The 24,629-nt window shown below is 35.4% G+C and carries 19 protein-coding genes, 2 pseudogenes and 1 CRISPR repeat array (1 of these 22 only partly in view); of the genes and pseudogenes, 7 read left to right on the forward strand and 14 right to left on the reverse strand.

Annotated elements, in window-relative coordinates; all coding sequences use genetic code 11:
- Nucleotides 1–270: direct repeats of the CRISPR family, unit length 36 nt; unit sequence GTTTTAAGAGCCCCCTAAGCGTCTAATCTGTATAAT; it begins 749 nt to the left of the window's first position.
- 251 nt (nt 271–521) lie between these two features.
- From cas2 to cas9, 3 genes are all read right to left on the reverse strand, one after another.
- Entirely contained in the window at nt 522–851 is a 330-nt protein-coding gene (gene cas2, locus CCY99_RS03255; protein ID WP_181646812.1) for a CRISPR-associated endonuclease Cas2, read from the reverse strand.
- A gap of 36 nt (nt 852–887) precedes the next feature.
- Nucleotides 888–1,979 (reverse strand): type II CRISPR-associated endonuclease Cas1, encoded by a 1,092-nt coding sequence (cas1, locus tag CCY99_RS03260; protein WP_112059984.1) that lies wholly within the window; start codon nt 1,977–1,979, stop codon nt 888–890.
- A 104-nt stretch (nt 1,980–2,083) separates the two neighbouring features.
- A complete protein-coding gene (gene cas9 / locus CCY99_RS03265) occupies nt 2,084–5,869 on the reverse strand; it encodes a type II CRISPR RNA-guided endonuclease Cas9 (RefSeq protein ID WP_181646813.1) in 3,786 nt (1,261 codons plus the stop codon).
- A 233-nt stretch (nt 5,870–6,102) separates the two neighbouring features.
- On the opposite strand from cas9, the gene CCY99_RS09840 reads away from it, so the two are divergent.
- From CCY99_RS09840 to CCY99_RS03285, 4 genes are read left to right on the forward strand one after another with little or no spacing between them, the layout of a single operon-like run.
- Nucleotides 6,103–7,353 (forward strand): NAGSA dehydrogenase family protein, encoded by a 1,251-nt coding sequence (locus CCY99_RS09840; RefSeq protein WP_112059986.1) that lies wholly within the window; start codon nt 6,103–6,105, stop codon nt 7,351–7,353.
- On the forward strand, nt 7,343–8,227 hold the full coding sequence (locus CCY99_RS03275; RefSeq protein WP_112059987.1) for a metallophosphoesterase: 885 nt from the start codon (nt 7,343–7,345) through the stop codon (nt 8,225–8,227). The genes CCY99_RS09840 and CCY99_RS03275 overlap by 11 nt, the downstream gene beginning before the upstream one ends.
- A gap of 56 nt (nt 8,228–8,283) precedes the next feature.
- Entirely contained in the window at nt 8,284–10,692 is a 2,409-nt protein-coding gene (locus CCY99_RS03280; RefSeq protein ID WP_112059988.1) for a chemotaxis protein CheW, read from the forward strand.
- Nucleotides 10,693–10,703: 11 nt separating this feature from the next.
- Complete coding sequence (locus CCY99_RS03285; protein ID WP_112059989.1) at nt 10,704–11,192, forward strand: chemotaxis protein CheW; 489 nt, start codon at nt 10,704–10,706, stop codon at nt 11,190–11,192.
- A gap of 824 nt (nt 11,193–12,016) precedes the next feature.
- Here CCY99_RS03285 and yedE read toward each other — a convergent pair.
- The 11 genes and pseudogenes from yedE to CCY99_RS03340 all read right to left on the reverse strand — a co-directional run bounded on the left by yedE (nt 12,017) and on the right by CCY99_RS03340 (nt 21,928).
- Nucleotides 12,017–13,546, reverse strand: coding sequence for a selenium metabolism membrane protein YedE/FdhT (gene yedE, locus CCY99_RS03290; RefSeq protein WP_112059990.1), 1,530 nt, complete (start codon nt 13,544–13,546; stop codon nt 12,017–12,019).
- A 13-nt stretch (nt 13,547–13,559) separates the two neighbouring features.
- On the reverse strand, nt 13,560–13,799 hold the full coding sequence (yedF, locus tag CCY99_RS03295; RefSeq protein ID WP_112059991.1) for a sulfurtransferase-like selenium metabolism protein YedF: 240 nt from the start codon (nt 13,797–13,799) through the stop codon (nt 13,560–13,562).
- Between the two features lie 445 nt (nt 13,800–14,244).
- Nucleotides 14,245–14,448, reverse strand: a complete 204-nt coding sequence (locus CCY99_RS09845; RefSeq protein WP_146744926.1) for a hypothetical protein — start codon at nt 14,446–14,448, stop codon at nt 14,245–14,247.
- Between the two features lie 22 nt (nt 14,449–14,470).
- Nucleotides 14,471–14,632, reverse strand: a pseudogene (locus CCY99_RS09850) (phosphate starvation-inducible protein PhoH); the annotation flags it as partial.
- A 14-nt stretch (nt 14,633–14,646) separates the two neighbouring features.
- On the reverse strand, nt 14,647–15,423 hold the full coding sequence (locus tag CCY99_RS03305; RefSeq protein WP_258443347.1) for a site-specific DNA-methyltransferase: 777 nt from the start codon (nt 15,421–15,423) through the stop codon (nt 14,647–14,649).
- Between the two features lie 323 nt (nt 15,424–15,746).
- Nucleotides 15,747–16,335 (reverse strand): annotated as a pseudogene (locus tag CCY99_RS03310) (BsaWI family type II restriction enzyme); the annotation flags it as partial.
- 246 nt (nt 16,336–16,581) lie between these two features.
- Nucleotides 16,582–17,283: a bifunctional phosphoribosyl-AMP cyclohydrolase/phosphoribosyl-ATP diphosphatase HisIE gene (gene hisIE / locus CCY99_RS03320; RefSeq protein WP_258443246.1), complete on the reverse strand. Its 702-nt coding sequence runs from the start codon at nt 17,281–17,283 to the stop codon at nt 16,582–16,584.
- Between the two features lie 2 nt (nt 17,284–17,285).
- Nucleotides 17,286–17,546, reverse strand: a complete 261-nt coding sequence (locus tag CCY99_RS03325) for a hypothetical protein (protein WP_112059995.1) — start codon at nt 17,544–17,546, stop codon at nt 17,286–17,288.
- Between the two features lie 53 nt (nt 17,547–17,599).
- Complete coding sequence (locus CCY99_RS03330; RefSeq protein WP_112059996.1) at nt 17,600–18,715, reverse strand: SPFH domain-containing protein; 1,116 nt, start codon at nt 18,713–18,715, stop codon at nt 17,600–17,602.
- Between the two features lie 10 nt (nt 18,716–18,725).
- On the reverse strand, nt 18,726–19,652 hold the full coding sequence (locus tag CCY99_RS03335; RefSeq protein WP_112059997.1) for a branched-chain amino acid transaminase: 927 nt from the start codon (nt 19,650–19,652) through the stop codon (nt 18,726–18,728).
- An 83-nt stretch (nt 19,653–19,735) separates the two neighbouring features.
- Nucleotides 19,736–21,928 (reverse strand): DNA translocase FtsK, encoded by a 2,193-nt coding sequence (locus CCY99_RS03340; RefSeq protein WP_112059998.1) that lies wholly within the window; start codon nt 21,926–21,928, stop codon nt 19,736–19,738.
- A gap of 173 nt (nt 21,929–22,101) precedes the next feature.
- Between CCY99_RS03340 and CCY99_RS09310 the strand changes: the two genes are divergently transcribed.
- From CCY99_RS09310 to CCY99_RS03350, 3 genes are read left to right on the forward strand one after another with little or no spacing between them, the layout of a single operon-like run.
- Complete coding sequence (locus tag CCY99_RS09310) at nt 22,102–22,278, forward strand: hypothetical protein (RefSeq protein ID WP_181646815.1); 177 nt, start codon at nt 22,102–22,104, stop codon at nt 22,276–22,278.
- Complete coding sequence (locus CCY99_RS03345) at nt 22,263–23,711, forward strand: hypothetical protein (RefSeq protein WP_112059999.1); 1,449 nt, start codon at nt 22,263–22,265, stop codon at nt 23,709–23,711. Before CCY99_RS09310 ends, CCY99_RS03345 begins: the two co-directional genes overlap by 16 nt.
- A gap of 25 nt (nt 23,712–23,736) precedes the next feature.
- Nucleotides 23,737–24,573, forward strand: coding sequence for an FkbM family methyltransferase (locus CCY99_RS03350; protein WP_112060000.1), 837 nt, complete (start codon nt 23,737–23,739; stop codon nt 24,571–24,573).
- Nucleotides 24,574–24,629 lie beyond the last annotated feature (56 nt).

A 24,629-nucleotide genomic window follows, 5' to 3' on the forward strand; every position in this document is an offset into this window, starting at 1 on the left:
CTGTATAATTATTATCTCTATCGTTTTATTGTTTCTTAGGTTTTAAGAGCCCCCTAAGCGTCTAATCTGTATAATTTACTTACACTAGGCAAAAGTGAGCTATCGTTTTAAGAGCCCCCTAAGCGTCTAATCTGTATAATTCTTTTTCATCATTGACAAATTTAAAATTGTTTTAAGAGCCCCCTAAGCGTCTAATCTGTATAATTGATTCTATGAAATACTTTGGCGGATTCTGTTTTAAGAGCCCCCTAAGCGTCTAATCTGTATAATAGAATCTTAACGGGTAGCGTTAAGCTGGGAAATATTAAGATTTTTCATTGCTTAATATAACTTTAAAATACATATGCTACAATTACAAAATACAAATTAGAGGCTTAGGGATTGCTTTTAAAATAACTCTTTTAATTAAGAGGACATCACTTGTATTTTAAACCTAGTTTTAAAATACAAGCCAAACTATAAAGCTACTTTAAAATAGAATCTTAATCAGCACAAACCACAAAAATATTAATCTATCTAAATTAAAACTCAAATAGCAGTTGCTCTCCCGTGATTTTCTCGCTCTTACTTTTTGGCTCACCGATTAGGATATCCATATTTTCGTATTGCTTTTCAGTTATCGTTAGCATTCGCACGCTTCCTTTTGGTGGTAGGTGGGCTTTGACCTTGTTCGCCACGCTTTGCTGTCGCTCATTTCCTCGCACTACACGCACATACACGGAGTATTGAATCATAAAAAATCCCAGATTCTGTAGCTCCTTGCGGAATCTTGCAGCTTTTTTTCGCTCCGCCTTTGTATTCGTCGGCAAGTCAAACATCACTAGGATTCTCATAAATACTTCGCAATTCATTCTAAAATCTTTGTAGAATCTGCCATTTTTAGCCCCCTAATCGCAAAATCGCGTATCTAAAAGCGGCAGTTTGAGAGCAGAATCCTTACCCAAAACTATCCGCAAATACTGCGAAATCACCTCATCAATGCCCTTATCAAATAGATACATTTTCCCATTTAGCGGAATTTCTTTTTTAAAGATTCCAAGCAAATAGAGCTTATCCTCTTTATTAAGCTCATTTGGGCTACAAAGCAAATCGCTAATGCTTTTTCTCGGGGCGATAGTCCCCGAAGCTTTAGGGGTTTCGAAAGGGCAACGCCCTTCGTCGCAAGGAGGGGCTTTGCTCCTCCGCGAAGTAAATTCAATGTATTTATAAGCATAAATATCCACAAAACCACGAAAAACCTCCAAGAAATCATCTGCCAAATTAAAGGCATTCAAGCTACTATCGTGGAAAATCCCAAAGCTAGGCAATAGCCCCTTGGCACAAATACTTCGGGCAATTTTAGCGCGGATTATGGCATAGCCGTAGTTTAACATCGCATTTATGATGTTTTCCTCTCTCCTCTTAAAGTCGCTTTTGCTCCGCTTAAAATCCTCGCTAAATAGGGAGCTAAAGTAGATTCTAGCAGCCAAAGCCTCCAAGTTTGAGCTGTCGTTTAATAGCACCTTTTTTGCCATTTTCCGCAAAACCTCGCTATTTTCCTTCCCCAAAATCTCTAAAACGGCGGCTTGATTTGCGATTTTTACTTTTATGATTTCTTGCCAAAGGGTGGCTTTTGTCTTTGAATTTAGCTTGATTTGCGTTCTTAAATGAAGTGAAGTTTTGGAGTGATTTAAAAGAGAGAGCAGAATCCCGCTTGGGAGATGTTTATCATCGCAAACAATTAAAACGATATTTTTTTGAGCCAAAAAGTCAAGCAAAGTGTGGGTAAAAATGCACATAGGATTATCAACGATAATGCTAGAGATATTATCTAATGGGATAAAAACCTCATCGCTTGGGGCTTTAGCGTTTTTAGAATCTTGGGAATCTAGCGAATCTAAAGATTCCGCTTCGCTGGATTCTAAGCTTTTAATATTAAGATTCTTGGACTTTATGCTTAGCTTGGCGGGATTTGAGATAAATATATTTAGCTCACCCATTTCGCCCCCATTTTTGGAATCTAAACTTATCGATTTATCGCCTCTAAGCGTGGAATCTAAAGTTTATGTAATTAAATCGGCTTAAATGGGCTTTAAAGAAACATCTAAGATTCTAAAGACTTTTTAGACTTTTTGGATTCCTTGCTTTTTGCTTCTGCTTTTTGGGCGTGCATAATGGCTAGAGCCTCTTTTGTGAAATTAGTTTTTTCGCCATTCACTATCCTATACACATTCCCAAGCAAGTCGATTTCCAGCTTTTCTAGCTTGGTGATATTATTGTGACTAAGTTTGCCAAATTTCACACTTGGACTATACTTCTCATCTGCCGTTTCTCCTTTTTTGTTTGTTTTCAATGTTTGTGATACAACTGGGTCTTTAAAAAACATTTGTGCACTTTTTCTCGCCGTATTAAACAAATCGATATAATAAACATGCCTTTCCACGCCATCTTTGAGAGATTTATTTTCTTGCTCGTAATAAATTAGGTCGTTTTTATGTAGGGTCATCTCGTAGCTATAGCCATTATCGCTGTATTCTCGGTATTCGTAGTCCTTGTCTTTGTCGGTGATTTGCACCCTAGCATTTTTATCATCGCCTATATTGTCGCCAAAATACACCAAGCCAATATAGTAGAATCCATTCTTTTTATACACCAAATACTTTTGCTGTAAGCTTCTAGTTGCCACGCCACCACGGATAAAAAGTGCAGTTGGAGTAAATTTCTCGTAATATTTAAAGCCCCTTACGGCAACCCCAGCGTATTTGCACTCGCTCTCATCGCTATTTATAAAGGCTTTTATAGCCTCATATAGCTTTTTATTCCTAGTGTCTTTATCTATCATATTTTCTAGGTTTTTTTCTAGCTTAGCTTTGCCGTCTTTTGCATATTTATCACTTAATTTCTGCGTCTTAATTATTACTAGGTTTTCTATATCTTTAGCTTGGATTTTTTCCTCTACTTCGGCTTTTGAGAGCTTTTTGTAGTTATTACTTTTATCTCGCACGGAGTAAATCGTATCATCGTGAATCTGCCCATATTGCTTTCGTCTCGTAGCCATTCTAGAGGGGAAAATATTTCTAATGGCATTTTCCACCTTTTGTGGCATATTTTCCAGTGGTGCGGAGGAATGCAGTCGCTTTTGTATTGCTTTGTGCTTGGCGTTTTGGGCGGATTCTGTTATGGTAATTTCACCGGTGGTGTAGTCCATGGCTTCTTTAGTATCGTGTGAGAGGCTAATTTCTGTGGCTATTGTGTGGATTTTCTGCACTATACCTTGCGTGGCAAAAGCGAGTATTATGGCATCTTCTGCGTGGTGCGTGTGGATAAGCCTATCTTTCTTATACCTTGCCATACTTTCATCTATGTTATTAGAATCTTGCGCTCCAATATGCCAATAATTCCGCAAGATATTAGTTACACCCCCATTTCTAGTCTGCACCCGCTGGAATCTAGCTCCCTCCTTGCTTTTTGGCAGATTAGATTCTGGTGAAAATCGCTCAAAATCCAAGTGCTTTTCTATGTAATTTTTTAGGAATCTCACTGCATATCGACTCTCAGTTAAGATTCTAGGATTTTCAATATCCTCATCTTTTATCTCTAACATTAAAAGATTCTTTAATTTCCTCTTGCCAATATTGGCAAGTCCCTCAACTCTCACCCTATATTTTTCCGCCGCCTCGCCACTTAGCCACTCTAGCGGGAGACGCATTCCCTTACTTTGATTGCAAGATTTGTGTGCCAAAACCTTATTTGAGTAGGTATTATCATAGCTTCTAGGAAGTGGCTTGATGTGGTCTATGTCAAAATGCCCCCAATCCGTTCGCACCAGCTTTTCTCCGCAGTAAGGACATCGCTCATTCTGCTCTAGCCACAAACGAGCTTTTAAGATATCTTTTGGATTTGGATTAGCTCCTAAAATATCGCTTAGTGGCTCTATTGCTTGTTTTTTTAGCTTTTCAACTTCTTTATTTGATTTGGCTTTTTCTATAGCTTCGTTTTTGGTTTGTGGAATATCGCGGGCTAGTTCGATGTGGATTCTATCAAAGTAGATTTTGCGTCGTATTAGCTCGTTTATTAGCTTTATAACTTGATTGTTGATTTTCCTTACGCGTGGGTTATTTACGCCAATAAGCCCCATTTTCATCGCATCTCTCATTAATGGGAGATATGTAAATCGCTGCGTGCTTTCCTCCTTGCTGTATCCAGCTTTTTCACACGCCTCAGTGTATTTATAGCCTTGCAATAAAAATGGCTCGATTTTCTTTAATGCCTTTAGGCTTAGGTTCGAAGTGCCTTTAACCTTTTGAAACAGCTCATTTGCGACTTTATCCCTAGCATTTTTATCCGGAACTTTAAGGCTTAAATGCTCCTCTAACTCCAAATAATCCTTATAAAAGAAAAAATCAAAGATTATGCTATCGATAAAATCCCGCTTCTCAAAGATAGATTCCACGCTATCAAACTTCAAGTTTAACGCCTCTAACGCCTCTGCAATCATTTTCAGGTTTTTATCCGCAAAGAGATTCGCCTCTTTTTCAAGCCCACTTTTATAATTAGATAGCTTCTTAAGGGAGCTAATGCGGGATTCTAGGTTTGAAATATCGCTAATTGCTTTATTTTGAGCCAAATTAGATTCTATTATCATTTTAAATGTGCTAGATTCTGGCACTTTGGATTCGACGAATTGGCTAGATTGAAGTAAGCCATATAAATCTTGGGCGAATGTTGGGAAGTGCTTAAATACATTTGGATTCTTAGAATTTTGGGACACATTTGCAGAATCTATGGAATTTGCAGAATCCCCATTTTTAGCTTTTTGGGAAGTTTTTGGCAAATAGTCTTTAAAAATCTTGTAGATTTCCTTAATTACAAATTCCTTATAATTCAAATCCTTAAATATCGCATTTTCGTCTAGCTTGGCGATTTCGCGGATTTTAGCATAGGAGAGTTCGTAATCTTTGAAAAATGCCAATAGTAGTTTTTGGACTAATTGGGCGGTTTCTGCAGATTTAGATTCCCCAGATTCCGCATTTATTAAATTTTTTATTTCCCCATTTTCAATTATTTTTATATTATTAATTTTTTGCAAGATTCTAGATATTATGGCAGTTAGCGTGTCGCTACTCGTGCGTTTTTCCTCCTTTTCAAATTGGCAATTCCCAAGCATATTTTCTATAAAATCTTTATTTATAGAGGCAGATTTTTGATTGATTATATCGATGATTTTTTGTATAAATGCGGAATCTAGCGTGTCATAATAACATTCCCCTTGCTTCTCTAAAATCGCCCGCACCTCGCACTCAATCATATCCTTATCTGCCATAAATCTCGCTTCCTCGCCCCTATTGCGATATGTAGGCTGGGTGGCATTGGCATTGTTTTCGACTAAAAATTGAGCGAAAGTTTTCCCTTGCAATTTTTCCCTTGTCTCTAAAATTTTTACCTTACTGCCCTCCTTTTTGCCTACATTTATCACGGGTCCGGAGCGATAACCACGATGTTTGGCAAGATGATAAATACACGCAAAAATCTCTATTTTTTCTATTTTTTCTTTGAGCGATTTGGCACGAAGTGTGTAGATATTTTCGCCCCTTTGGTAAAGATTCTTATGGAAAGCCTCAAAATCAAAGCTAAAATCTATAAAGCCAATCGCCTCAAATACCTTTTTAATTTCATTTAATCGCTTTCGCCTCGCCTTAAATCGATTCCTACTTGATTTCGCACTCGCCCAAATTGCACACTTTAAGTTCTCATGCCTATCTTGAGCTACGCCCTCAAAGAGCCGAACGCCACATTTTTCAATTTTATTCTTACTTTTATCATCATTATCCACACTCACAACCGCCCAGCCAACGCTAGTAACGCCCACATCAAGTCCTAAAACTCTCAAACTCAACCCCCTTGCAAATTACTAAAATTATATAAACTAGCGACTTAAGGGTAGCTTTACTTGCGTAATTATCAGGGTAAAAGCAAAGTTATATCAAATTTACTAGCCTTATTATCGGCATAGTATTAATAGAAAATAGGAATTAAGATTTTATTTTTCGCTAGAATTATGATTTAGTTTTAAAAATGGCTTAGAATAATCTTAAAACAGGATTTGAAGCAATGGAGCGAATTATGCAGAAAAACATTGGGATTGTCGGTGTGAGCGGATATACGGGCTTAGAGCTAATTAAGATTCTCCTAAATCATCGGCATTTTAGGATTGCATATCTTGCAAATACTAGCGGAGGAGCGAGGCTGGGCGAGATTCACCCCTCGCTAGTGAATGCCCAAAGCTGGACTAGTGAGCGTGAAAGCGAATCTAAAAATGGTGTGAAAAATCGCACAAAAGATTCCGCAACTCAAAAAACCCCCGCAAACACCGATATTTCTAATATGGAAGTGCAAAAAATCGATTTGAAAAAAATTAAGGATTTGGAGCTGGTTTTCCTAGCTTTGCCACACGAGGAATCCATGAAAATCGTCCCAAAGATTTTGGAATCTGGCGTGAAAGTCGTGGATTTATCGGCGGATTATCGCCTGAGCGAGGCGAATTTCAATAAAACTTATTCCAAGCATTTAGATTCCAAAAACCTTAAAAACGCCGTGTATGGGCTGGTTGAGTGGAATAGAGAAAATATCAAAACCGCGAATTTAATCGCAAATCCGGGCTGCTACCCTACAGCAAGTCTGCTTGGAATCTTGCCATTTCTCCCATATTTGGGCGATGGGAGCATTTTTATTGACGCAAAAAGTGGTGTAAGCGGGGCTGGGAAAAAGCTAAGCGAAAATACACACTACCCTACCATTAACGAAAATATTTTTAGTTATTCGCCGTTAACGCACCGCCATCAAATCGAAATTACTGAAAAATGCGAATTTTTTGGGCGGAATCTGGCAAACTTAAAAAATTCGCGGAATCTTGTGGAAAAAAATGTGGGGAATCTGGCAGATTTGAAAAATTTACGGAATCCAGCGGATTTAAAAAATACGACAAATCTAAAAGGGAATCTAAAAAGCATTTTAAACGAGCTAAATATCAGCTTTATCCCGCATTTAAGCCCATTTACACGCGGAATGTTGGCGTCGATTTTTATCCGCTTGGATAAGAAAATCGCCCAAAAACTTGACCCACTTGAAATCCTAAAAGAGACCTACAAAAACGAGCCCTTTATCCGCATAAGGGAAAATCCGGTCGATGTGAAATCCGTCGCCGGGACGCACTTCTGCGACATTTTTGCCAAGAAAAATGGGAGCGATTTGTATGTGAATACGAGCATTGACAATTTGCTTCGTGGTGCTAGCTCCCAAGCGGTGGCAAATGCAAATCTAATGTGCGGGATAGATGAGAGTTCCGCACTGCCAAGAGTGGCGTATGTGCCATAAAATGGAAAAAACTTCTTTAGATTCTATAAAATTCCCTGAATTTGGCAATTCTATAGAATCTAATAATTTGAAAGATTCTAAAAAAGCGGATTCTAGCGAAAATCTAAATATGCAGAATCCCAAAAAAAAACCCCATAAAAATCAAAAAAATATAGCAAATGATATTATCACAATCAATGATGATGCGATTTTTATCGCAGATTCTCACACGCAAGAAAATAGGGATTCGCTAGTTTTAAAACTAAATAATCTATCTAATATTCCAAGTCAAATATTCTTAGTTGGAGATATTTCAAATATGCTTATAGGTGGTATTAAAAGCAGTGTAGCTACAAATAAAAATTTGATTGACTCGCTTCATACATTATCACAAAAATCACAATTAATATATTTTGAAGGGAATCATGATTTTGATTTAGAGCCCATTTTGCCGAATATAAAAAAGATTCCTAGAATCTCTCAGCCGATTTTAGCAAACTATAAAAACAATAATATCTTACTTGCACATGGAGACTTATTCCTAGATGCAAAATATGAAATATATATAAGAATCTTGACTTCCAAAAAAACAATAAGTTTTTTAAGAATCCTAGATATTGTATCTTGCGGGAAAATCTATGCTTTTATAAGAAAAAAAGTTGAAAATAAAAAAATTAAATTACCTTACAATGCGGATTCTATAATCAAAAGCAGGATTCAATCTTATAGAAATTATTTAAAATCGCAGAATCTTAGTATTGATATGATTATAGAAGGGCATTTTCACATAGGGAAAATTGCTAAAAATAAAGATTTTACTTACATTGCTTTATCGTCATTTTATTATGACGAAACGGCATTTAACATCAAAAATAATTGTTTTAGTGTAATATAATTTTATATTTAATAAAAAAAAGATAGAATTTAAAATTAAATTTTGGAGTTGCCTTTATGGACGAAATGCAAGAAATACTAGAAGATTTTCTCATCGAAGCCTTTGAGATGATTGAGCAATTAGACCAAGACCTAATTGAGCTTGAAAATAATCCAAAAGATTTGGATTTACTAAATCGAATCTTTCGTGTGGCACATACGATTAAGGGTTCTAGCTCGTTTTTGAATTTTGATATTCTAACGACTTTAACGCATAATATGGAAGATGTATTAAATAAAGCTAGAAGAGGCGAGTTAATCATTACTCCAAATATTATGGATGTTGTTTTAGAATCTATAGATTTAATGAAAAATCTACTTATCTCCATAAGAGATACTGGAAGTGATAAAAATGATATTGATATTAATGATGTCGTTAAAAGATTGCAAAATATTCAAAATGAGCAAGTAAATCAAGAAAATGATACTAAAGTAGAATCTACTACAAATAATGAGCCTTTACAAAAAAAAGAAGAGATTGAAACCCAACCCAAAAATGCAAATAATGCTAATGTAGCAGAATCTAAAACATCACAAGATGGCGAAGAAACCACAGATTATTCGAATCTTACTGCAGACGAGATTGACAAAGAAATTGAAAGATTATTAAAACAAAGACAAGAAGAAGATAGAGCAAGAAGAGCTGCAAAAAAAGCACAAGAAAAACAATCAACCCCACCTAAATCAAACGAAGAAACCAAAAATATAGAATCTAAAAAACCGGAAATAAAATCTACTGCGAAAAAACAAACAACTCCAAAGAAAGATGAAAATACAGTTACGACAAGTTTAGAGCAAACAGTTCGTGTTGATGTGAAGCGATTAGACCATTTGATGAATCTAATTGGTGAGCTTGTGCTAGGAAAAAATCGCTTGATTAATATTTATGATGAAGTCGAAGAGCGATACGATGGAGAGCAGTTTTTAGAGGAGTTAAATCAAGTTGTTTCTACTATCTCTATCGTTACTACTGATTTGCAATTAGCCGTTATGAAAACTAGAATGTTGCCTGTAAGCAAGGTTTTCAATAAATTTCCGCGAATGGTTAGGGATTTAGCCCGTGAGATGGGGAAAAATATCGAGTTAGTTATAAGTGGCGAGGAAACCGAGTTAGATAAATCAATAGTAGAGGAGATAGGCGACCCATTAATTCACATCATTCGAAATTCTTGCGACCACGGGATAGAGAGTGCAGAAGAGCGACTTGCTGCAGGTAAAAGCGAAACAGGAAAAATAGAGCTAAAAGCTTATAATGAGGGAAATCATATTGTAGTTGAGATTGCAGATGATGGAAGAGGGCTTAATGTTGATACTTTAAAGCAAAAAGCATTAGAGAAAGGTATCATAAATGAACGAGAAGCCGACACAATGACAGACAAAGAAGCGTTTGCGTTAATTTTTAGAGCTGGATTCTCCACTGCAAAGGTCGTTACAAATGTGAGCGGAAGAGGCGTAGGAATGGATGTTGTAAAAACAAATATTGAAAAATTAAATGGTATGATAGATGTAGAATCCGAGCTTGGCAAGGGAACTGCTCTAAAACTAAGAATTCCTTTAACCTTAGCTATTATTCAGGCATTAATTGTAGGTGTCCAAGAAGAATATTATGCCATTCCGCTTGGGTCTGTGGTAGAAACTGTTAGGATAAATCAAAACGAAGTTTATATGGTCGAAGGAAAAAGTGTCCTTAGGCTTAGAGATGAGATTCTAACTTTGGTTAGATTATCTGATATTTTCAAAGTTGATGCTGTGCTTAAAAACTCAAATGAACTTTATGTGGTTATTATAGGACTTGCTGCAAGTAAGATTGGGATTATTGTTGATTATCTTGTAGGTCAAGAAGAAGTTGTTATTAAATCACTTGGTTATTATCTCAAAGGCACGGAGGGCATTGCTGGGGCAACTGTTAGGGGAGATGGGAAAATCACGCTAATTGTCGATGTCGCAAGTATGATGCAAATGGCAAAATATATAAAAGGCACTGTTAGTAATCTACAAGAGGATGACGAAAGCAAAGAAAAAACAAAAGCTAGTGATTATGTCATTCTAGCTGTTGATGATAGTCATACTGATAGAGCTATAATGAAACAATATCTAAAACCACTAGGTGTTACTATACTAGAAGCAACAAATGGCATAGATGCATTAGAAATAATAAAAAATGGCGATAGACATATCGATGCAGTTTTGGTAGATATTGAAATGCCTAGAATGGACGGATATTCGCTTGCCACAGAAATAAGAAAATATAATAAATTCAAACATCTGCCATTAATCGCAGTTACAAGTAGAACAGCAAAAACCGATAGAATGCGTGGTGTGGAATCTGGTATGACAGAATATATCACAAAGCCATATTCTGCAGAATATCTAGTAAATGTTGTAAAAAGAAATATCAATTTTAATATTCAAAACAACAATCAATAAAGAGGTGAAAAATGGCTGATAAACTAAAAGAATTATTTCAAACTCAAGTGAAACAAAATATAGAAAGCGAACATGAAGATGTATTACAAGTAGTTGGCTTCCTAGTAGGGAGCGAAGAGTTTGCAGTGCCAATTTTAAGTGTGCAAGAAATAGTAAAACCGATAGAATACACTAGAGTGCCCGGAACGCCTGATTATGTCTTAGGTGTGTTTAATCTAAGGGGAAATATTTTTCCAATTATAAATTTACGAATGAAATTTGGTCTTCCTGCATTGAAACAAAATAAAGACGCTAGATATATAGTTATTAAACATAATGATGAAGTTGCTGGTTTTATTATTGATAAGCTTACAGAGGCTGTTAGGATAAAAGAAAGTGATATTGACCCTACACCTGAAACATTACATGAAGAAGCCAATTTAGTATATGGAATAGGAAAACAAAAAGATAGGCTAATTACTATCCTAAAAGTTGAATATTTACTAAAAAGGGCTTTTTAAAGTTATATGATTTTTACATAACAAAAGATTATAAATTTAATTTTGGAGGGGTTGTTCTTAATATAATCTTAAGTATAATTATAGATAGGGCTTAAATCTACATTACTGCAAAGTGACACCATATACTACTTGGCTTCCCATATGTAATACAAAAAAAATTGTTATAACTCAAAATATTATAAAATATTTTGTTTTGTCTTTCGACAAGAGAAGTATAAAAGAAAAATGTTAATAGTTTGTTAATTTATTATTTTTATAAAAAATTTTTATAAATTATTTTTCAATGCGATTTTTATTGCATTATGGCAAGTTTTTTATAAAATCTATCGTTTATAAATTGTTAATTTTTACCAAAATTTTTAATATTTTTAGCAAAAATTCTACAATTTTCACAATAAAACTTTGCTAGATTCCATAGATTTCCAAATACAAAAATTATCCAAAATAAATCTAGAATCTCCATAGAATCTAAGTTTTTATCATTTTGGGCGAAAATAGATGTAGGAAGGAATAATGTGGCTTAAATGATGATTTAGCACTTTGTGACGAAACGTAACTTCTTATAAAAAAGATTCCTTATAACGGCAAAGTTCGCTCCCCATACCTTACAATCACCCCAAGCATTAACTTCTTATAAAACGAATGAAATAGATTTTTGCAAGCTAAATTCCTATCAAATAAGCAAAGTGAAGTTTCCATTTCAACCCCAACGACGCTTTTTGTGTTTCGCATAAGAACTTAATCTTTAAAATCTAGCAGATTCCAGAATCTTTTCTAGAATCTAACTTGTTTTAAAATCCCACTTAGCTCAATTTAGCCCAATCTTACGCACATTTTAAATAAATCGCTTGTTTTTTTGCTTTGAAAAAATACCTTGAATACATTATTATTAGCCCAAGCATCGCAAGAAGTAGCACATAATTCACCACCAAACCGCCATAATTCCCAAATACGCCAAGCAAATTTAGCTTTGGATATGGGTAAGCGATACTTGGTGCATAAATATCCCAAGTTAGAGCTAAAATTATCGTGCCGATGATATTTCCAACCCCAGCAATCCAATAATGCACCTGTCCCTCAACCGCTCGATATATCCAGCCACACTCGCACCCACCAGCTAAAACTATCCCAAAGCCAAATAAAAATCCGCCGAGGACGACATTTGGTCCAATCCAAACCATCTTTATGCCATTCCCTAGCATTATATAGCTAAATGCGCCGAGGGAGGAAATCATAATGCCGATAAATACGGCTTTTGCCATCTCGCTTCGCCCAGTTAAAAACAAATCTCTAAATGCTGAGGTAAAGCAGATTTGTGCCCTTGATATTAAAAATCCAAATGCAAGTCCAAAGCCAAGTGCTAAGCCAAGTAGCGGAATAGCCTTGTTTTGTTGTGGTGTGCCAGTGATTGTGAGATAGGCTATCCACACGATACACGCCACAAAAATCACGCTCCCAAGATAGAATAGAAACTTCGCTCTATCTTGCTCTTGGTGGAGATTGTGGCTTTTGGTGGCTTTTTGTAGCTTCGCTTTTGAGTGCATAAAAGGCAAGTTTATCACCTTAATTCCAAGATAAATCCCAATTATCATAAAAACCACGAAAACCCAAGTATGCAAGGAGAAATAAGGCAATCCAGTAAAGAAATTCGCCAAATTGCAGCCCATCGCAAGTCTAGCTCCAAATCCACTTAGGATTCCCCCGATTAGGGCTTGAGCCACGCGAATCTTGGAGGCTGGGAAGCGGAGCTTGACATTATTCGCCCAGAGTGCGGCGATAAAGCAGCCCAAAAACATTCCAATTAGCATAATGCCGTCGTTTCGCGTGAGCGGAGAGCCGTTTAGATTTGTCAAATTATAATATTCATACTTGCTTAAATCTGCCCCAAAAAGCTCCAAGATTTCTCCGCCCCAGCGTGTCATCTCGCCAGTTACCGCCCACACGCTCCCAAAAAATCCAAAATAATAAGTCGCCAAAATCCCAAGTGCGATGACTGCTGGAAGTGGCTTGTAGAAAGTGATTAGATACTTTTGTTTGAAATACTCCCAAAAACTGGGGTTTTTCACGCTTCGGCTCTCGTGTATGTTTAAATCTACGAGAGTGGCGGAAGTGGCACTTGCGGAATTTAGATTCGCGGAATCTACCCCACAGCACGCGGAATTTATAGCGTTTAGAGAATCCGCGGAATCTAGATTCCCGCAACAGCCATAATCGCTAGAATCTATAGAATTTGCAGAATCTGCGGAATTTGTTCCACAGCACGCAGAATCTATAGCATTTACAGAATTTGTGGAATCCGCAGATTCCAAAGCGATATTTTTGGCGGAATCCGCCCTATTTATAACTTTTCTCATTAGATTCCGCCCCCTATTTGCGTATCAAAAATCGCAAATTTGGACCAAACTGCTCGACGCTTAAGACCTCGTAGCCGTGATTTTTGCAATCAAATTGAATGTTATTTATGCTCTGTGGGCAGTCCCCAAGCACTTCCAAAACCTCACCTTTTTGCAAACTCTCCATTGCCTCAAGCGTTTTTATCGCTGGGTAAGGGCAAGTCTCGCCTTTGACATCAAGTGTGTAATCTGGTGTAATCTCTGTATTTTCCATAAAAATCCTTAAAAATAATTTTTACAAATTACTTTATAAAGAATCTAGAAGTCGAAAAGAAGTCGCGAAAATCGCTTCTTGCATAAAATTCGCATAAAAAGTTTTCGATATAGAAGTCCTAAAAGTAATATTCAAACCTTGAATCTGCTTGTAGAAGTTGAAATTATAGCAGAAATCAACAATAAAATTTGATTAATTTTTGAAATTTTATGAGATTAAAACCACATAAACTTCGCTTTCTCAAGGCGAATTCCTAAAACTTCGGGGAGTCTCAAGTAGATTGATATTTTAAGGATAAATTTTATAGAAAATTACCTTATTCATTTTATTTGGCTTGGTGTTTGAGTATTTAACATAATATTTATTTTATTTTAACTTAAGCAAATAAATCCCCAACCTTGCGACAATGAGAGATAAAACTCTTATAGGAAACTTCTAAGAAAAATTATTTCGCATAACGCAAAAATTCATCGCCTATACGAAATAATGATATTATTTTAAAACAAGGCGGAATGTTTAAAATCCGCCTAAATCGCTTAAAAATCGCTAGATTTGGCTTAAAAATCTGCTTTAGAATCCAAAGGCGGAATCTAACGCAGAATCTGCCACAGAATCCGCTACGAAAACCCCAAAGCTGGAATCCAAGCACAGAATCCCAAAAGCCAGAATCTCTACATATTCATCTCAAACCATTGTGCGATGTCGCTGCGAATGGTATTTTTAAGCTGGATTCCACTGATAAAGTCGCCATTTTAGGCTTTTTGGAGCAAGGTAACCGCACCATTGCGGAATTTACTTAGATATGAGTGGTCGATTTGCTTCCAGTCTCCTATTTTTGAGTTGCATTCTAAGTTATTTTTAGCACATTCCCCCAATCTTGGATTCTTTTCTTGGAGAGTTCGCAGTATCCGCTATCTATCTCCAGCCCTACGGCTTTACGAGCATTTAGACTTGCCTCTAAAATCGAAGTCCCACTTCCGCTAAATGGGTCAAAAACCACATCGCCCACAAACGAAAATAGCTTCACACACCGCCTAGGCAACTCCCTTGGGAATGGGGCTGGGTGCCCTATATGCTTTTTAGATTCGCCATTGAAGCTCCACAAGCCATTTGTCCACGCCATAAATTCCTCTTTGGTGATGTCATTCTGCCCCCTACCCCTCCGCCATTCATTCTTATAAAGCACGACGATAATCTCTACAGGAGCGATGACATATGGTGCAGAGGCAGACAGCCAGCTCCCCCACGCCGTCCGCCTTGAGATATTTCCCTCATTCCAAATAATGGTGCTGTGATACCGCCAACCCACGCACTTAGCGATATTTGTCAAGTCCGCCCCAATGCTTTGCTGACCGCCCTTGTTCTTATCAAGCGGGATATTTAGGCAGAATCTTGCCCTATCCTTAGCCCAAAAATAGCAGTTTTGAAGCCACTTTTGGCTAAATTTGAGATACTCCTCATAGCTGATTTCATCGTTGTTTGAGCCATATTCAATGCCTAGATTATAGGGTGGCGAAGTAATGCCTAAATCAAAAAAGCCTCTTTTAAAATTGCTTTTATCCAGCACATCGCCCTTGTATAGGGCAATATTATCAAATGTGAAATATGGGGTTTTGGCAGAGATAGAATCTAGATTCGGCGTATTTGTAGGATTTTCGGCGGTTTGTGGATTCGTAGGATTCTTTGGATTGTTTGATGGATTCTGTGGGTTTTCAATGCTTGGTGGATTTGCTAGATTTTTCGCTGGATTTTTCGCTGGATTTTTCGCTGGATTTTTAGCATTTTTGGCAATTTTTGGATTCGCTAGATTCTTAGCATTTGGCGAAGTTTTCGCACTTTTTAGATTCTCCACATTCGCTGTATTCACATTTTTCATAACATTTCCTCCAAATCTATTAAAAGATTTTCTATGCCTTTTATTTTATTTGAACTATCGAATTTCTCCATTCAATAAACTTCGCGGACGAACAAAGTCCGTCCTTGCGACGAAGGGCGTTGCCCTTTCGAAACCCCTAAAGCTTCGCCTTTGGCGAGAAAAGCTAAAGATATTCCATCTAGCTCATATTCCATTACAATGCGTGATTTTGATATTTTCTTACTCGAATTTGCAAAGCTTATTTCATCGTCATTATCGGGCGTTATCATAAAGACTTTTATGTGCCTCGTGGGCTTTTGAGAGAGCAACTTAAGCTTCCAATACGGCGTCTCGCTATAACGCTCCCTAAAGGAATTTTTGATAGATAGGATAGCAAGAATCTTGGGCTTTTTAGATTCAAACTTATAGATTATAATATCGCCATCTGGCAAGATACTATACTCGCCAAAATCCACCAGCAGCGACCTTTTAAGAGAATCTAGCTCATCGCTTAGGTTCTTAGACTTTAGGATTTTATCATTGGTGGTTTTTAGATTATGCTTTTTGCAGAAATCCTCAATTAGGATTTCAACGACCAGCTCCAAGCTCCCACCACATAATTAAAAATTTTGCCACGCTAACCCAGCCCTGCCTAGCCTTGATAATGGAATCTTGCCTATTAATGCCCCTTGCTTGTAGCTCCAAAATCTTAGCTTCATAAAAATCCTCTTTTTGCCTTTCAAAGAATTTTTTAAGATTTTTATAAGCACTCTCACCCCTTTTGGAGAGCAAATCTCTAAAATCCATTGCTATTTTTTCGTGCGGTTTCACTATGTGTCCTAATTTTATCAAATTGCCAAACTTAGCTAAAATTACTTAAATCTAGAATCTATAAGATTTTGATGAAAAGATTTTAGTATATAGAAATTATTTCTTGCGATTTCGTTTTTCCTCCAAGCCACTCATACCAAATCGCCTTTGTAATTCCTGCATAACCCTATCTGGCGAAATATCTCTATAGCTAAGCCCAACTAGCGTGTGGTAGAGTAAATCCGCACACTCAGCGATAATCTCACCCTCTTTATCATCTTTCAATGCAAATGCAAATTCCGCTGCTTCTTCGGCGATTTTTTTGCCAATGGTATTTTCGCCCTTTTTATACAAACTCGCCGTATAGGAGCTCTCGCTACTTTCATTTTTTCGGCTTTGCAAGATGTGATAAAGTTTATCAAGCGTATTGTAGGGAATGTCGATTTTATCGCTCTCTAAAGATTCTATTTTTAGATTTGCTAAATCTTGATTTTGCTCGACATTTTTTAAATCAATTTTCTTATAAAAACAAGTTGGATTTCCCGTGTGGCACGGCACTCCAACCTGCTCCACACGAAATAAAATCGCATCATTATCGCAATCAATATAGATTTCTTTAATGTGCTGGAAATGCCCGCTTTCCTCGCCCTTTTTCCAAATGCGATTTTTCGAGCGAGAAAAGTAATGCCCCAAGCTAGTTTTTAGGCTCAAATCAAAAGATTCCTTATTTGCAAACGCAAGCATTAGAATCTTAGAATCCTTAATATCCTGCACGATTACGGGGATTAAAGGGCTTTTATCCCAATCTATTATATTCACTCCTAGCAAATCTCATCCTTGCAATAAGGAGCTATTCGCCCCTGCTTTGTAAAACTAGCGTTAGCAAAATTTCCTATAAAAGATTCAGTAGCTTCACCCTGAGAAAACGAACAAAGCAGAGTTTCCTTTACAACAACCATTGGAAACTCACTAGAATCTATGGAATCTAAACTTATGAAATTGCTAGATTCCACGCTTAAATTGGCAATATTACTAGAATCTAGATTCTTAGATTCCGCCTTAAAATCTACATTTTTTGCCATCTATTTTCCTATTTTTAAGATTCTTACCGAAATTCATATTTTCAAATCTTAGTCTAATTTCCACTTTGCCCAGCTACTGAACTTCGCTGTTTATTCTTAGAATCTACCCAGATATTTGGCACTGCACCGCCGGGCGTTAGGAAAATTTGTGCGTCTTTATTATCCCTTAATGCCTCGTTAAATTTCTGTTGCGTTTCAATCTGTCTTAAATCTAGTAATTGATTAGTCAAGCTACCTCCAATAAGCTTATTTGCCTGACTTTGTGCTTTTGCTTGGATAGCTACTGCGTCGGCACTACCTTGTGCTTTTGTTCGATTTACATCAGCTTCACCTTTTGCTAAAGTTACGGCTTTTTCGGCTTCCATTTTTGCTTGTTCTACCTCATATCGTTTTCGCTCGGCTTCTTGTCTTGCGACTTGGACTTTTTCAATTTGGTCTTTGATATTTTGTGGTAAAACTATCTCCCTTAACTGCACGGAGCTAAGTGAAACGGGGTGATTTGGAAATTTAGCAATTTCAGTTTCAATATTTGTGCTAATTAGATTTGCAATATCATTTCGTTTAACAGGCAACTCCTCAGCTGGATATTGCCCAACTACGCTTCTAACGACATCTCTAACAATTGGATTTATGATTTTCTGCTCCCAAGAAAGTCCATAAGTGGCGATTGTCTGCGGAGCGGAAAGGGCGTTTAGCTGGTATTGCACGGTTAGCTCAATTGATACTGTTAACCCACGCGAATCCATCACACTTATCGCATCATTTCGAAAAATGCCTTGATTAGCCCCCACTACGCCCATATCTTCAGTGCGAGAGAAGTTTATCGTTCGCACACGAGTATCGACCACAATTACATTTTGAATAATTGGAATAAAGAAGTGAAAGCCCGGCTGTAAGGGGATATTATCATATTTCCCTGCTGTAGCTTTAATGCCAACTTCTCCAGAGTTTATAATAACAAATGGCTTTGCTAGAATAAAAATAAAAACAATTATAACAGCGATAATTATCCCTGTAATAGTTTTGTTATTTGGCATATTGAAATTTGGTGTATTAAAGTTTTTTAGTGGATTATTTGGCGGTTTTTTATCACCATCTCCTCTATCATCATTATTTTTATCGTTATTGCGATTTTTTCTTTTTAAATGTTCGTTTAAGTCAATTGGCATTAATGCTCCTTCAATTTACATAAGTTAAAAATTTATTATATTTTGGATTCTTTCCTGAAACTACTTCAAAAAAAGCATCTTGTAATTTCCTTGTCATCTCGCCTCTTTTCCCAGCACCAATAATCCTAAAATCAAGCTCTCTAACAGGCGTAACCTCCGCAGCGGTTCCAGTGAAAAATGCCTCATCAGCGGTATAAACCTCATCTCGTGTGATTTTTCGCTCAATTACTTTTATACCTAAATCATTTGCGATTTTTAGCACTGTATCTTGTGTGATAGATTCTAATGAATTTGCGTGTGGCGGGGTAACAAGCTCTCCATCTTTAACGATAAAAAAGCACTCACCGCTACCCTCTGCTATAAAGCCATTATCATCTAAAAGCAATGCTTCATCAAAGCCACATTGCGTAGCCTCGTATTTTGCCATTTGTGAATTTAGATAATTCGCACTTGCCTTTGCTTTTCCCATCATTGATTTTACAGAGTTTCGCACAAATGAGCTAGTTTTGACACGGATTCCATTCTTAATTCCATCTTCGCCAAGATATGCTCCCCAATTCCACGCCGCAATTATCATATTAACTGGTGCGTTTGCGTGATAGAGCCCCATAACGCCATAGCCTAAAAATATAAGCGGACGAATATAGACATTTTCAGTATAACACTCCATATTTGCCTTTAAAAGGTCGATATGTGCCTTATTTATCTCCTCAAAGCTATAAGGACACTCAATGGCTAGAATCTTAGCGGAATTCAAAAGCCGCCTTGTGTGGTCTTCTAACCTAAAAATCGCCAAACCTTTATCAGTCTTATACGCTCTAGTGCCCTCAAATGTGGCATTTCCATAATGCAAAGAATGCGTTAAAACATGTGTTTTAGCATCTTTCCAATCTACTAATTTCCCATCTTGCCAGATATATTTTGCTTCATCTAACATTCATTTCTCCTAAAAAATAGTGTTGTGATTTTATCATACATAAATCAAAAAATATAAAATATTACAGAATCCTAAAATACTATTTAAGAAATAATTTCTCTTATTCCCTTTGAATTTGGTGGCGATAAAAAGCCTTCTTTCTCTAAAGATTCTATAATATTTGCAGCCTTATTAAAGCCTATCCCCAATGCTCTTTGTAGATAGCTTATAGAGGTTTTTTGAGTTGATGTTATTATCTCTTTCGCTTTATTTATATACTCCTCTTCTGTGGTTGGCATAGTATTCATTAAGGTTTGTTGGGTTGCTTCTTTTGGTTCCAAAGAAAAAAACTCATCATATTCTACTTTTTGCTGATTGCGAATAAAATCCGCAACCCTTTCTATTTCTTTTTCATTGCTATAAGGTGCGTGGAATCTTGTAATAGAATTTGTATTTGAAAATAGCATATCGCCATTTCCAAGTAATGATTCAGCACCTGTTTTATCTAAGATAACCTTAGAATCCATCTGCGAGCCAACACGATAGCTTATTTTTGATGGAAGATTGCTTTTGATTAATCCCGTTACGACATTCACAGTTGGTCTTTGGGTGGCGATTATTAGGTGGATTCCACTCGCTCTTGCCTTACTTGCAAGAGATATTAAATACTGCTCGGCATCTTTTCCGCCCATAATCATCAAATCTGCAAATTCATCAATAATTATTACGATATATGGAAGTTGTTCTAAATCTTGTTGTTTGGCGATTTCATTGTAACCTATAATATTTTTCACACCTGCTTCATTCATAACTTCATATCGTCTATTCATTTCATCAACTGCTTTACTTAGGGCGATTACGGCTTTTTTAGAATCTGTAATAATAGGAGTAAGCAAATGCGGAATATCCTTATATAAACTTAACTCAACCCTTTTTGGGTCAATCATAATAAAGCGTAAATCTTTTGGTGTTTTCTTATAAAGTAGAGACAAAATCATTCCATTTAAACCAACACTTTTTCCACTGCCTGTTGTTCCAGCTATTAAAAGATGGGGTAATTTTGCTAAATCTTGGACTACAGGTCTGCCGATAATATCCTTTCCAAGCACAATTGCTAAACTAGCATTTGAATGGACAAATTCATCACTCTCAAAAATCTCTCGTATATAAATAGTTTGGATTGTATTATTTGGAATCTCGATTCCAACTACATCTTTCCCCGGAATTGGAGCTTGAATCCTAATACTCTTTGCTTTAAGTGCCATCGATAAATCATCTTGAAGCCCTTGTATCCTAGATACTTTTACATCATAGGCAGGGCGAAACTCAAAAGTCGTTACCACAGGACCGCTATAAATATCTGCTATATCACCATTTATTTTAAAAACCCTTAATTTATTAATTAGATTATTTGCTTTTAAATCAGCTTCACCATCATCAATATCAATTCTTTGCAATCTTGGTTTATCTAATAAATCTGTAGGTGGCAGGACAAATTCGCCATCTTGTAAAGATTCTTTTATAATTTCTACAGAATCCACTATAAAATCATTTTGTTTATTGTAAGAATCTTGGGTAGATTGAATATATTGATTATTATCTAGTTGATTACTATCTTGAAGCTCTTTTTTATCCGTATTTATAGATTTATTATTATTTATATTTTCTTTAATTATGATTTGTTCTTGCGAATTCATAGTTTGTGTTAATTTATTTGCATTCATCTTAGCCAATCTCAATCGTTCAGCTAAGGTTTGAGGTGGATTCTGCTTAATATCTACATCATTTAGATTCTGCTTTGCTGTATGATTTGATAATCTTGTTTCTGTTGATTGTAAGGTAGATTCTGTATTGCGATTTAGTGGCTCTCTAGCAATTGGTTCTCTAGTCGGTTCTGTTTTATGTAGCTCTATTATTGGAGCTGAATCTTGCTCTTTTTTAGCACTAGATTCATAAAAATTTCTATAAGAGAGTATGTCATTATCATCTTTGATATAATCGAGATTAAAATCATCATTTTTTATCTTTGTTGTTTTTATAACAATATCACTAGGGCGTTTGGAATCTTGTAATTTTTGTGCTCGAATCCTATCTGCTTCTTCTTTAAATTCGATTTCTATTAACTCATCATCACTCAATTCTTTCCTATTTCTATTTCTTTCCTCCGCTTCTTTTAATCGCTTTATAATAGGGCTATTTGCTGTTATAACAGAATCTTTGCGTCTAAAAGTTGGCGATTCTTTTGGTGTGTTAACTTGCTCTTGTTCTTTTTTAATAAGTCGAATTTCATTATCCATATTATTTTGCTCGTATTGTTTGTTAAAAATTAATTTATAATTATAACATAGCTTAAAACCTTGATTTTATACATATATTCATAATATTCGCTTTAAAATAAGTAGCTATTTAAAATTAACAATCTAAATATGTTAAAATATGCGATTATATAATATTTGTAAAGTAGATGAAAATGATGAAAAAAGTTGCATTAGAGGATTTTATAAAGCAACCTAAGGATAGCGATGCCTTAGTAACATTAAATGAGTCTCCACTTTTTATATTTGTGAAAGATACAAAAGAAATACTACAAATAATCAAACCTAAAAAATTATCAGCAAAAGAGTCTTCAAAATGCACGGAAAAATAGTGCAGTATTCTCACGATACAGGAATTGGGATAATAATCAATGCATCAAAAAAATTATTTGATTTTAAACTACAAAATTGGCACGATAATACAAAGATTCCAGAAATAGACCTTTTAGTGGAATTTAGATTAGAAGATGAAAATCACAATGTAATAGATGTTCGTAGCTCAAAATATCAAAAATTTGGCGAAGATAGTATCGTAAAAGAGCGGGATTTTTGGAAAACAAATAGCGATGATGAATTAGAAAAGCTAGAATCTAATGTCTTTGATGAATTGGTTATGGAAACCTATAAAAAAACAGATTATATGATTATAAGCCACATACAAACAAGCATTTCTATCGATAAATTTATACAATATCATTTTGAGAACGAAACACAAATCATCAAAATCGCATATAAATTTCCCATTGATGGGTATGAAAAACTTGATTATCGTATTGTTAGTAGATTTTTAAAACGAACTTTGGATTCTCTAATATACACCGATAAGCGAATCACAAGGGATACATTTTCTGTTTATTTGCAAGTATTTAGCAAATTGCAATATTTTATGACAGCATTCTACAAAGCCCAGCAAGATTCCAAAAAGGTTTTTGAGGAATATTTTTTACCACATCAATTATATTTGAATGCAGCAAATAGAAAGCTTTTGAATCTAAAAGATGATATTCTACGATTGGAAACAAGAAAGAGAAATATTAAAAGTGAGATTTATGCAATCAATATTAAACTAACTAACACGGGAATAAAGAATGAGCAAATATTGAAAGAGAAAATAATAAAATTAGATTCCCAGCACAAAGAATGCACCAAAAACATAGAGGTTTTAAAGAAAATCCAAGAACGAGTTGCAAATCTCATAACATTATTTATAAAAACCTATGAAAAAGATTTTTTAATACGATTTGACAAGGTAAAAGAACAAATTTTTGAGCATATAAAAAATGCACTAAATATTACTATCACTTCACTAGATAATAAAATGTGGCAGCTTGGAATGAGGAGTGAGCCTATCAAAAATCACTTTTTTAAACTTCAAAGTAGCTATTCATTTTGCACTTTAGCTTTTATACAGCAGTATATAAAAACACTTGATAAAAATAAACTAAGCGATAATGATAAATTACTAAGTATGTATATCAATAAATATACAGAAAAAAATACAAAGAGAATTTTGATTGTTTCTAATAGAATCGAATTTGAGATGAAATTAAAGATTGATATTTTGAGAGAATATAAAGATTTTTTGGTAACACAAATAAATAAAAAAATGGAATATCTAATAATAATAACAAATCAAAAATTCGACTTTGTGATAATAGATAATAATATGAAAGAAGATAAGCCAATCGAAATGATAGTGCAAGGTAAAAGCACAAAATTAAATAAAGATTCTACTTTTATTTTAGTTCAAAGCGAGAGCAAATAAATTAATATTTTACAAGGAAAGTAAATTGAATATAAAAAAGATTCTTAAAAATATCTTGGGCGAGGGCGTAGTAGGCAAAATGCGAAATATAAAAAATCTATATTTCGATGGATACAGCACAAAGATTTATTCCCAAGAGGGCGAAGATATGATTTTGGGGCGGATTTTTACCAAGCAAAAGGGAATCTATGTCGATGTGGGGGCTCATCACCCATTTAGATTCTCCAATACTTATCTATTTTATAAACGCGGTTGGCGTGGGATAAATATCGATTGTATGCCAAATAGTATGAATCTTTTTAAAAAATTTAGACCACAAGACATAAATATCGAAGTCGCTATAGGGGGGGGCAGTAAGCAAGAATTAACCTACTATATATTTAACGAACCTGCTTTAAATACATTTTCCAAAGATATTGCCACTAGGCTAGAAAATCACCCAACTTACAAGCTAATCGCCACTAAAAAAATCAAAATGCAAACACTGGCTAGTATCTTGGATGAGAATCTAAATACAATTTTAGAAAGGCTGAATATAGCGGAATCTAGCAAACTGAAAAATGAGTCGAAAAATGGCGAATCTAACGCAGAATCTAAAAACATGGAATCTAATGCTGTAAAATCTAAAGTGGAATCTAATAAAATAGATTTTTTAAGCATTGATGTTGAGGGGCTTGATTTGGAAGTTTTAAAATCAAATAATTGGGAAAAATATCGCCCAAAAGTGGTGCTAGTGGAGAGCTATTTGCGTGATTTAGACGATTTAAGAAATAATGAAGTTTATAATTTTTTGAGCGATAAAAATTATGCTATCCTTGCGAAAACCTTTAATACAATGATTTTTCAAACAAAAGATAAATAATTTCTTGGCAAATTTGGGGCGATTTATCCAAGTTAAATTAATAGAAAATGGAGTGC

It is taken from the genome of Helicobacter sp. 16-1353, from assembly GCF_003288815.1.
In the GTDB taxonomy this organism is placed as follows: Bacteria; Campylobacterota; Campylobacteria; order Campylobacterales; family Helicobacteraceae; genus NHYM01.

Bases quoted from the DNA above. Each gene is read 5' to 3' on its own strand.
- CCY99_RS09840 (WP_112059986.1), top strand. From the start codon at position 6,103: ATGCAGAAAAACATTGGGATTGTCGGTGTGAGCGGATATACGGGCTTA.
- CCY99_RS03345 (WP_112059999.1), top strand. From the start codon at position 22,263: ATGCACGGAAAAATAGTGCAGTATTCTCACGATACAGGAATTGGGATA.
- CCY99_RS03335 (WP_112059997.1), bottom strand. From the start codon at position 19,652: ATGTTAGATGAAGCAAAATATATCTGGCAAGATGGGAAATTAGTAGAT.
- cas1 (WP_112059984.1), bottom strand. From the start codon at position 1,979: ATGGGTGAGCTAAATATATTTATCTCAAATCCCGCCAAGCTAAGCATA.
- yedF (WP_112059991.1), bottom strand. From the start codon at position 13,799: ATGGAAAATACAGAGATTACACCAGATTACACACTTGATGTCAAAGGC.
- CCY99_RS03285 (WP_112059989.1), top strand. From the start codon at position 10,704: ATGGCTGATAAACTAAAAGAATTATTTCAAACTCAAGTGAAACAAAAT.
- CCY99_RS03325 (WP_112059995.1), bottom strand. From the start codon at position 17,546: ATGGCAAAAAATGTAGATTTTAAGGCGGAATCTAAGAATCTAGATTCT.
- CCY99_RS03280 (WP_112059988.1), top strand. From the start codon at position 8,284: ATGGACGAAATGCAAGAAATACTAGAAGATTTTCTCATCGAAGCCTTT.
- CCY99_RS09310 (WP_181646815.1), top strand. From the start codon at position 22,102: ATGATGAAAAAAGTTGCATTAGAGGATTTTATAAAGCAACCTAAGGAT.
- CCY99_RS03340 (WP_112059998.1), bottom strand. From the start codon at position 21,928: ATGGATAATGAAATTCGACTTATTAAAAAAGAACAAGAGCAAGTTAAC.
- cas2 (WP_181646812.1), bottom strand. From the start codon at position 851: ATGAATTGCGAAGTATTTATGAGAATCCTAGTGATGTTTGACTTGCCG.
- yedE (WP_112059990.1), bottom strand. From the start codon at position 13,546: ATGAGAAAAGTTATAAATAGGGCGGATTCCGCCAAAAATATCGCTTTG.
- CCY99_RS03275 (WP_112059987.1), top strand. From the start codon at position 7,343: ATGTGCCATAAAATGGAAAAAACTTCTTTAGATTCTATAAAATTCCCT.
- CCY99_RS03330 (WP_112059996.1), bottom strand. From the start codon at position 18,715: ATGCCAATTGACTTAAACGAACATTTAAAAAGAAAAAATCGCAATAAC.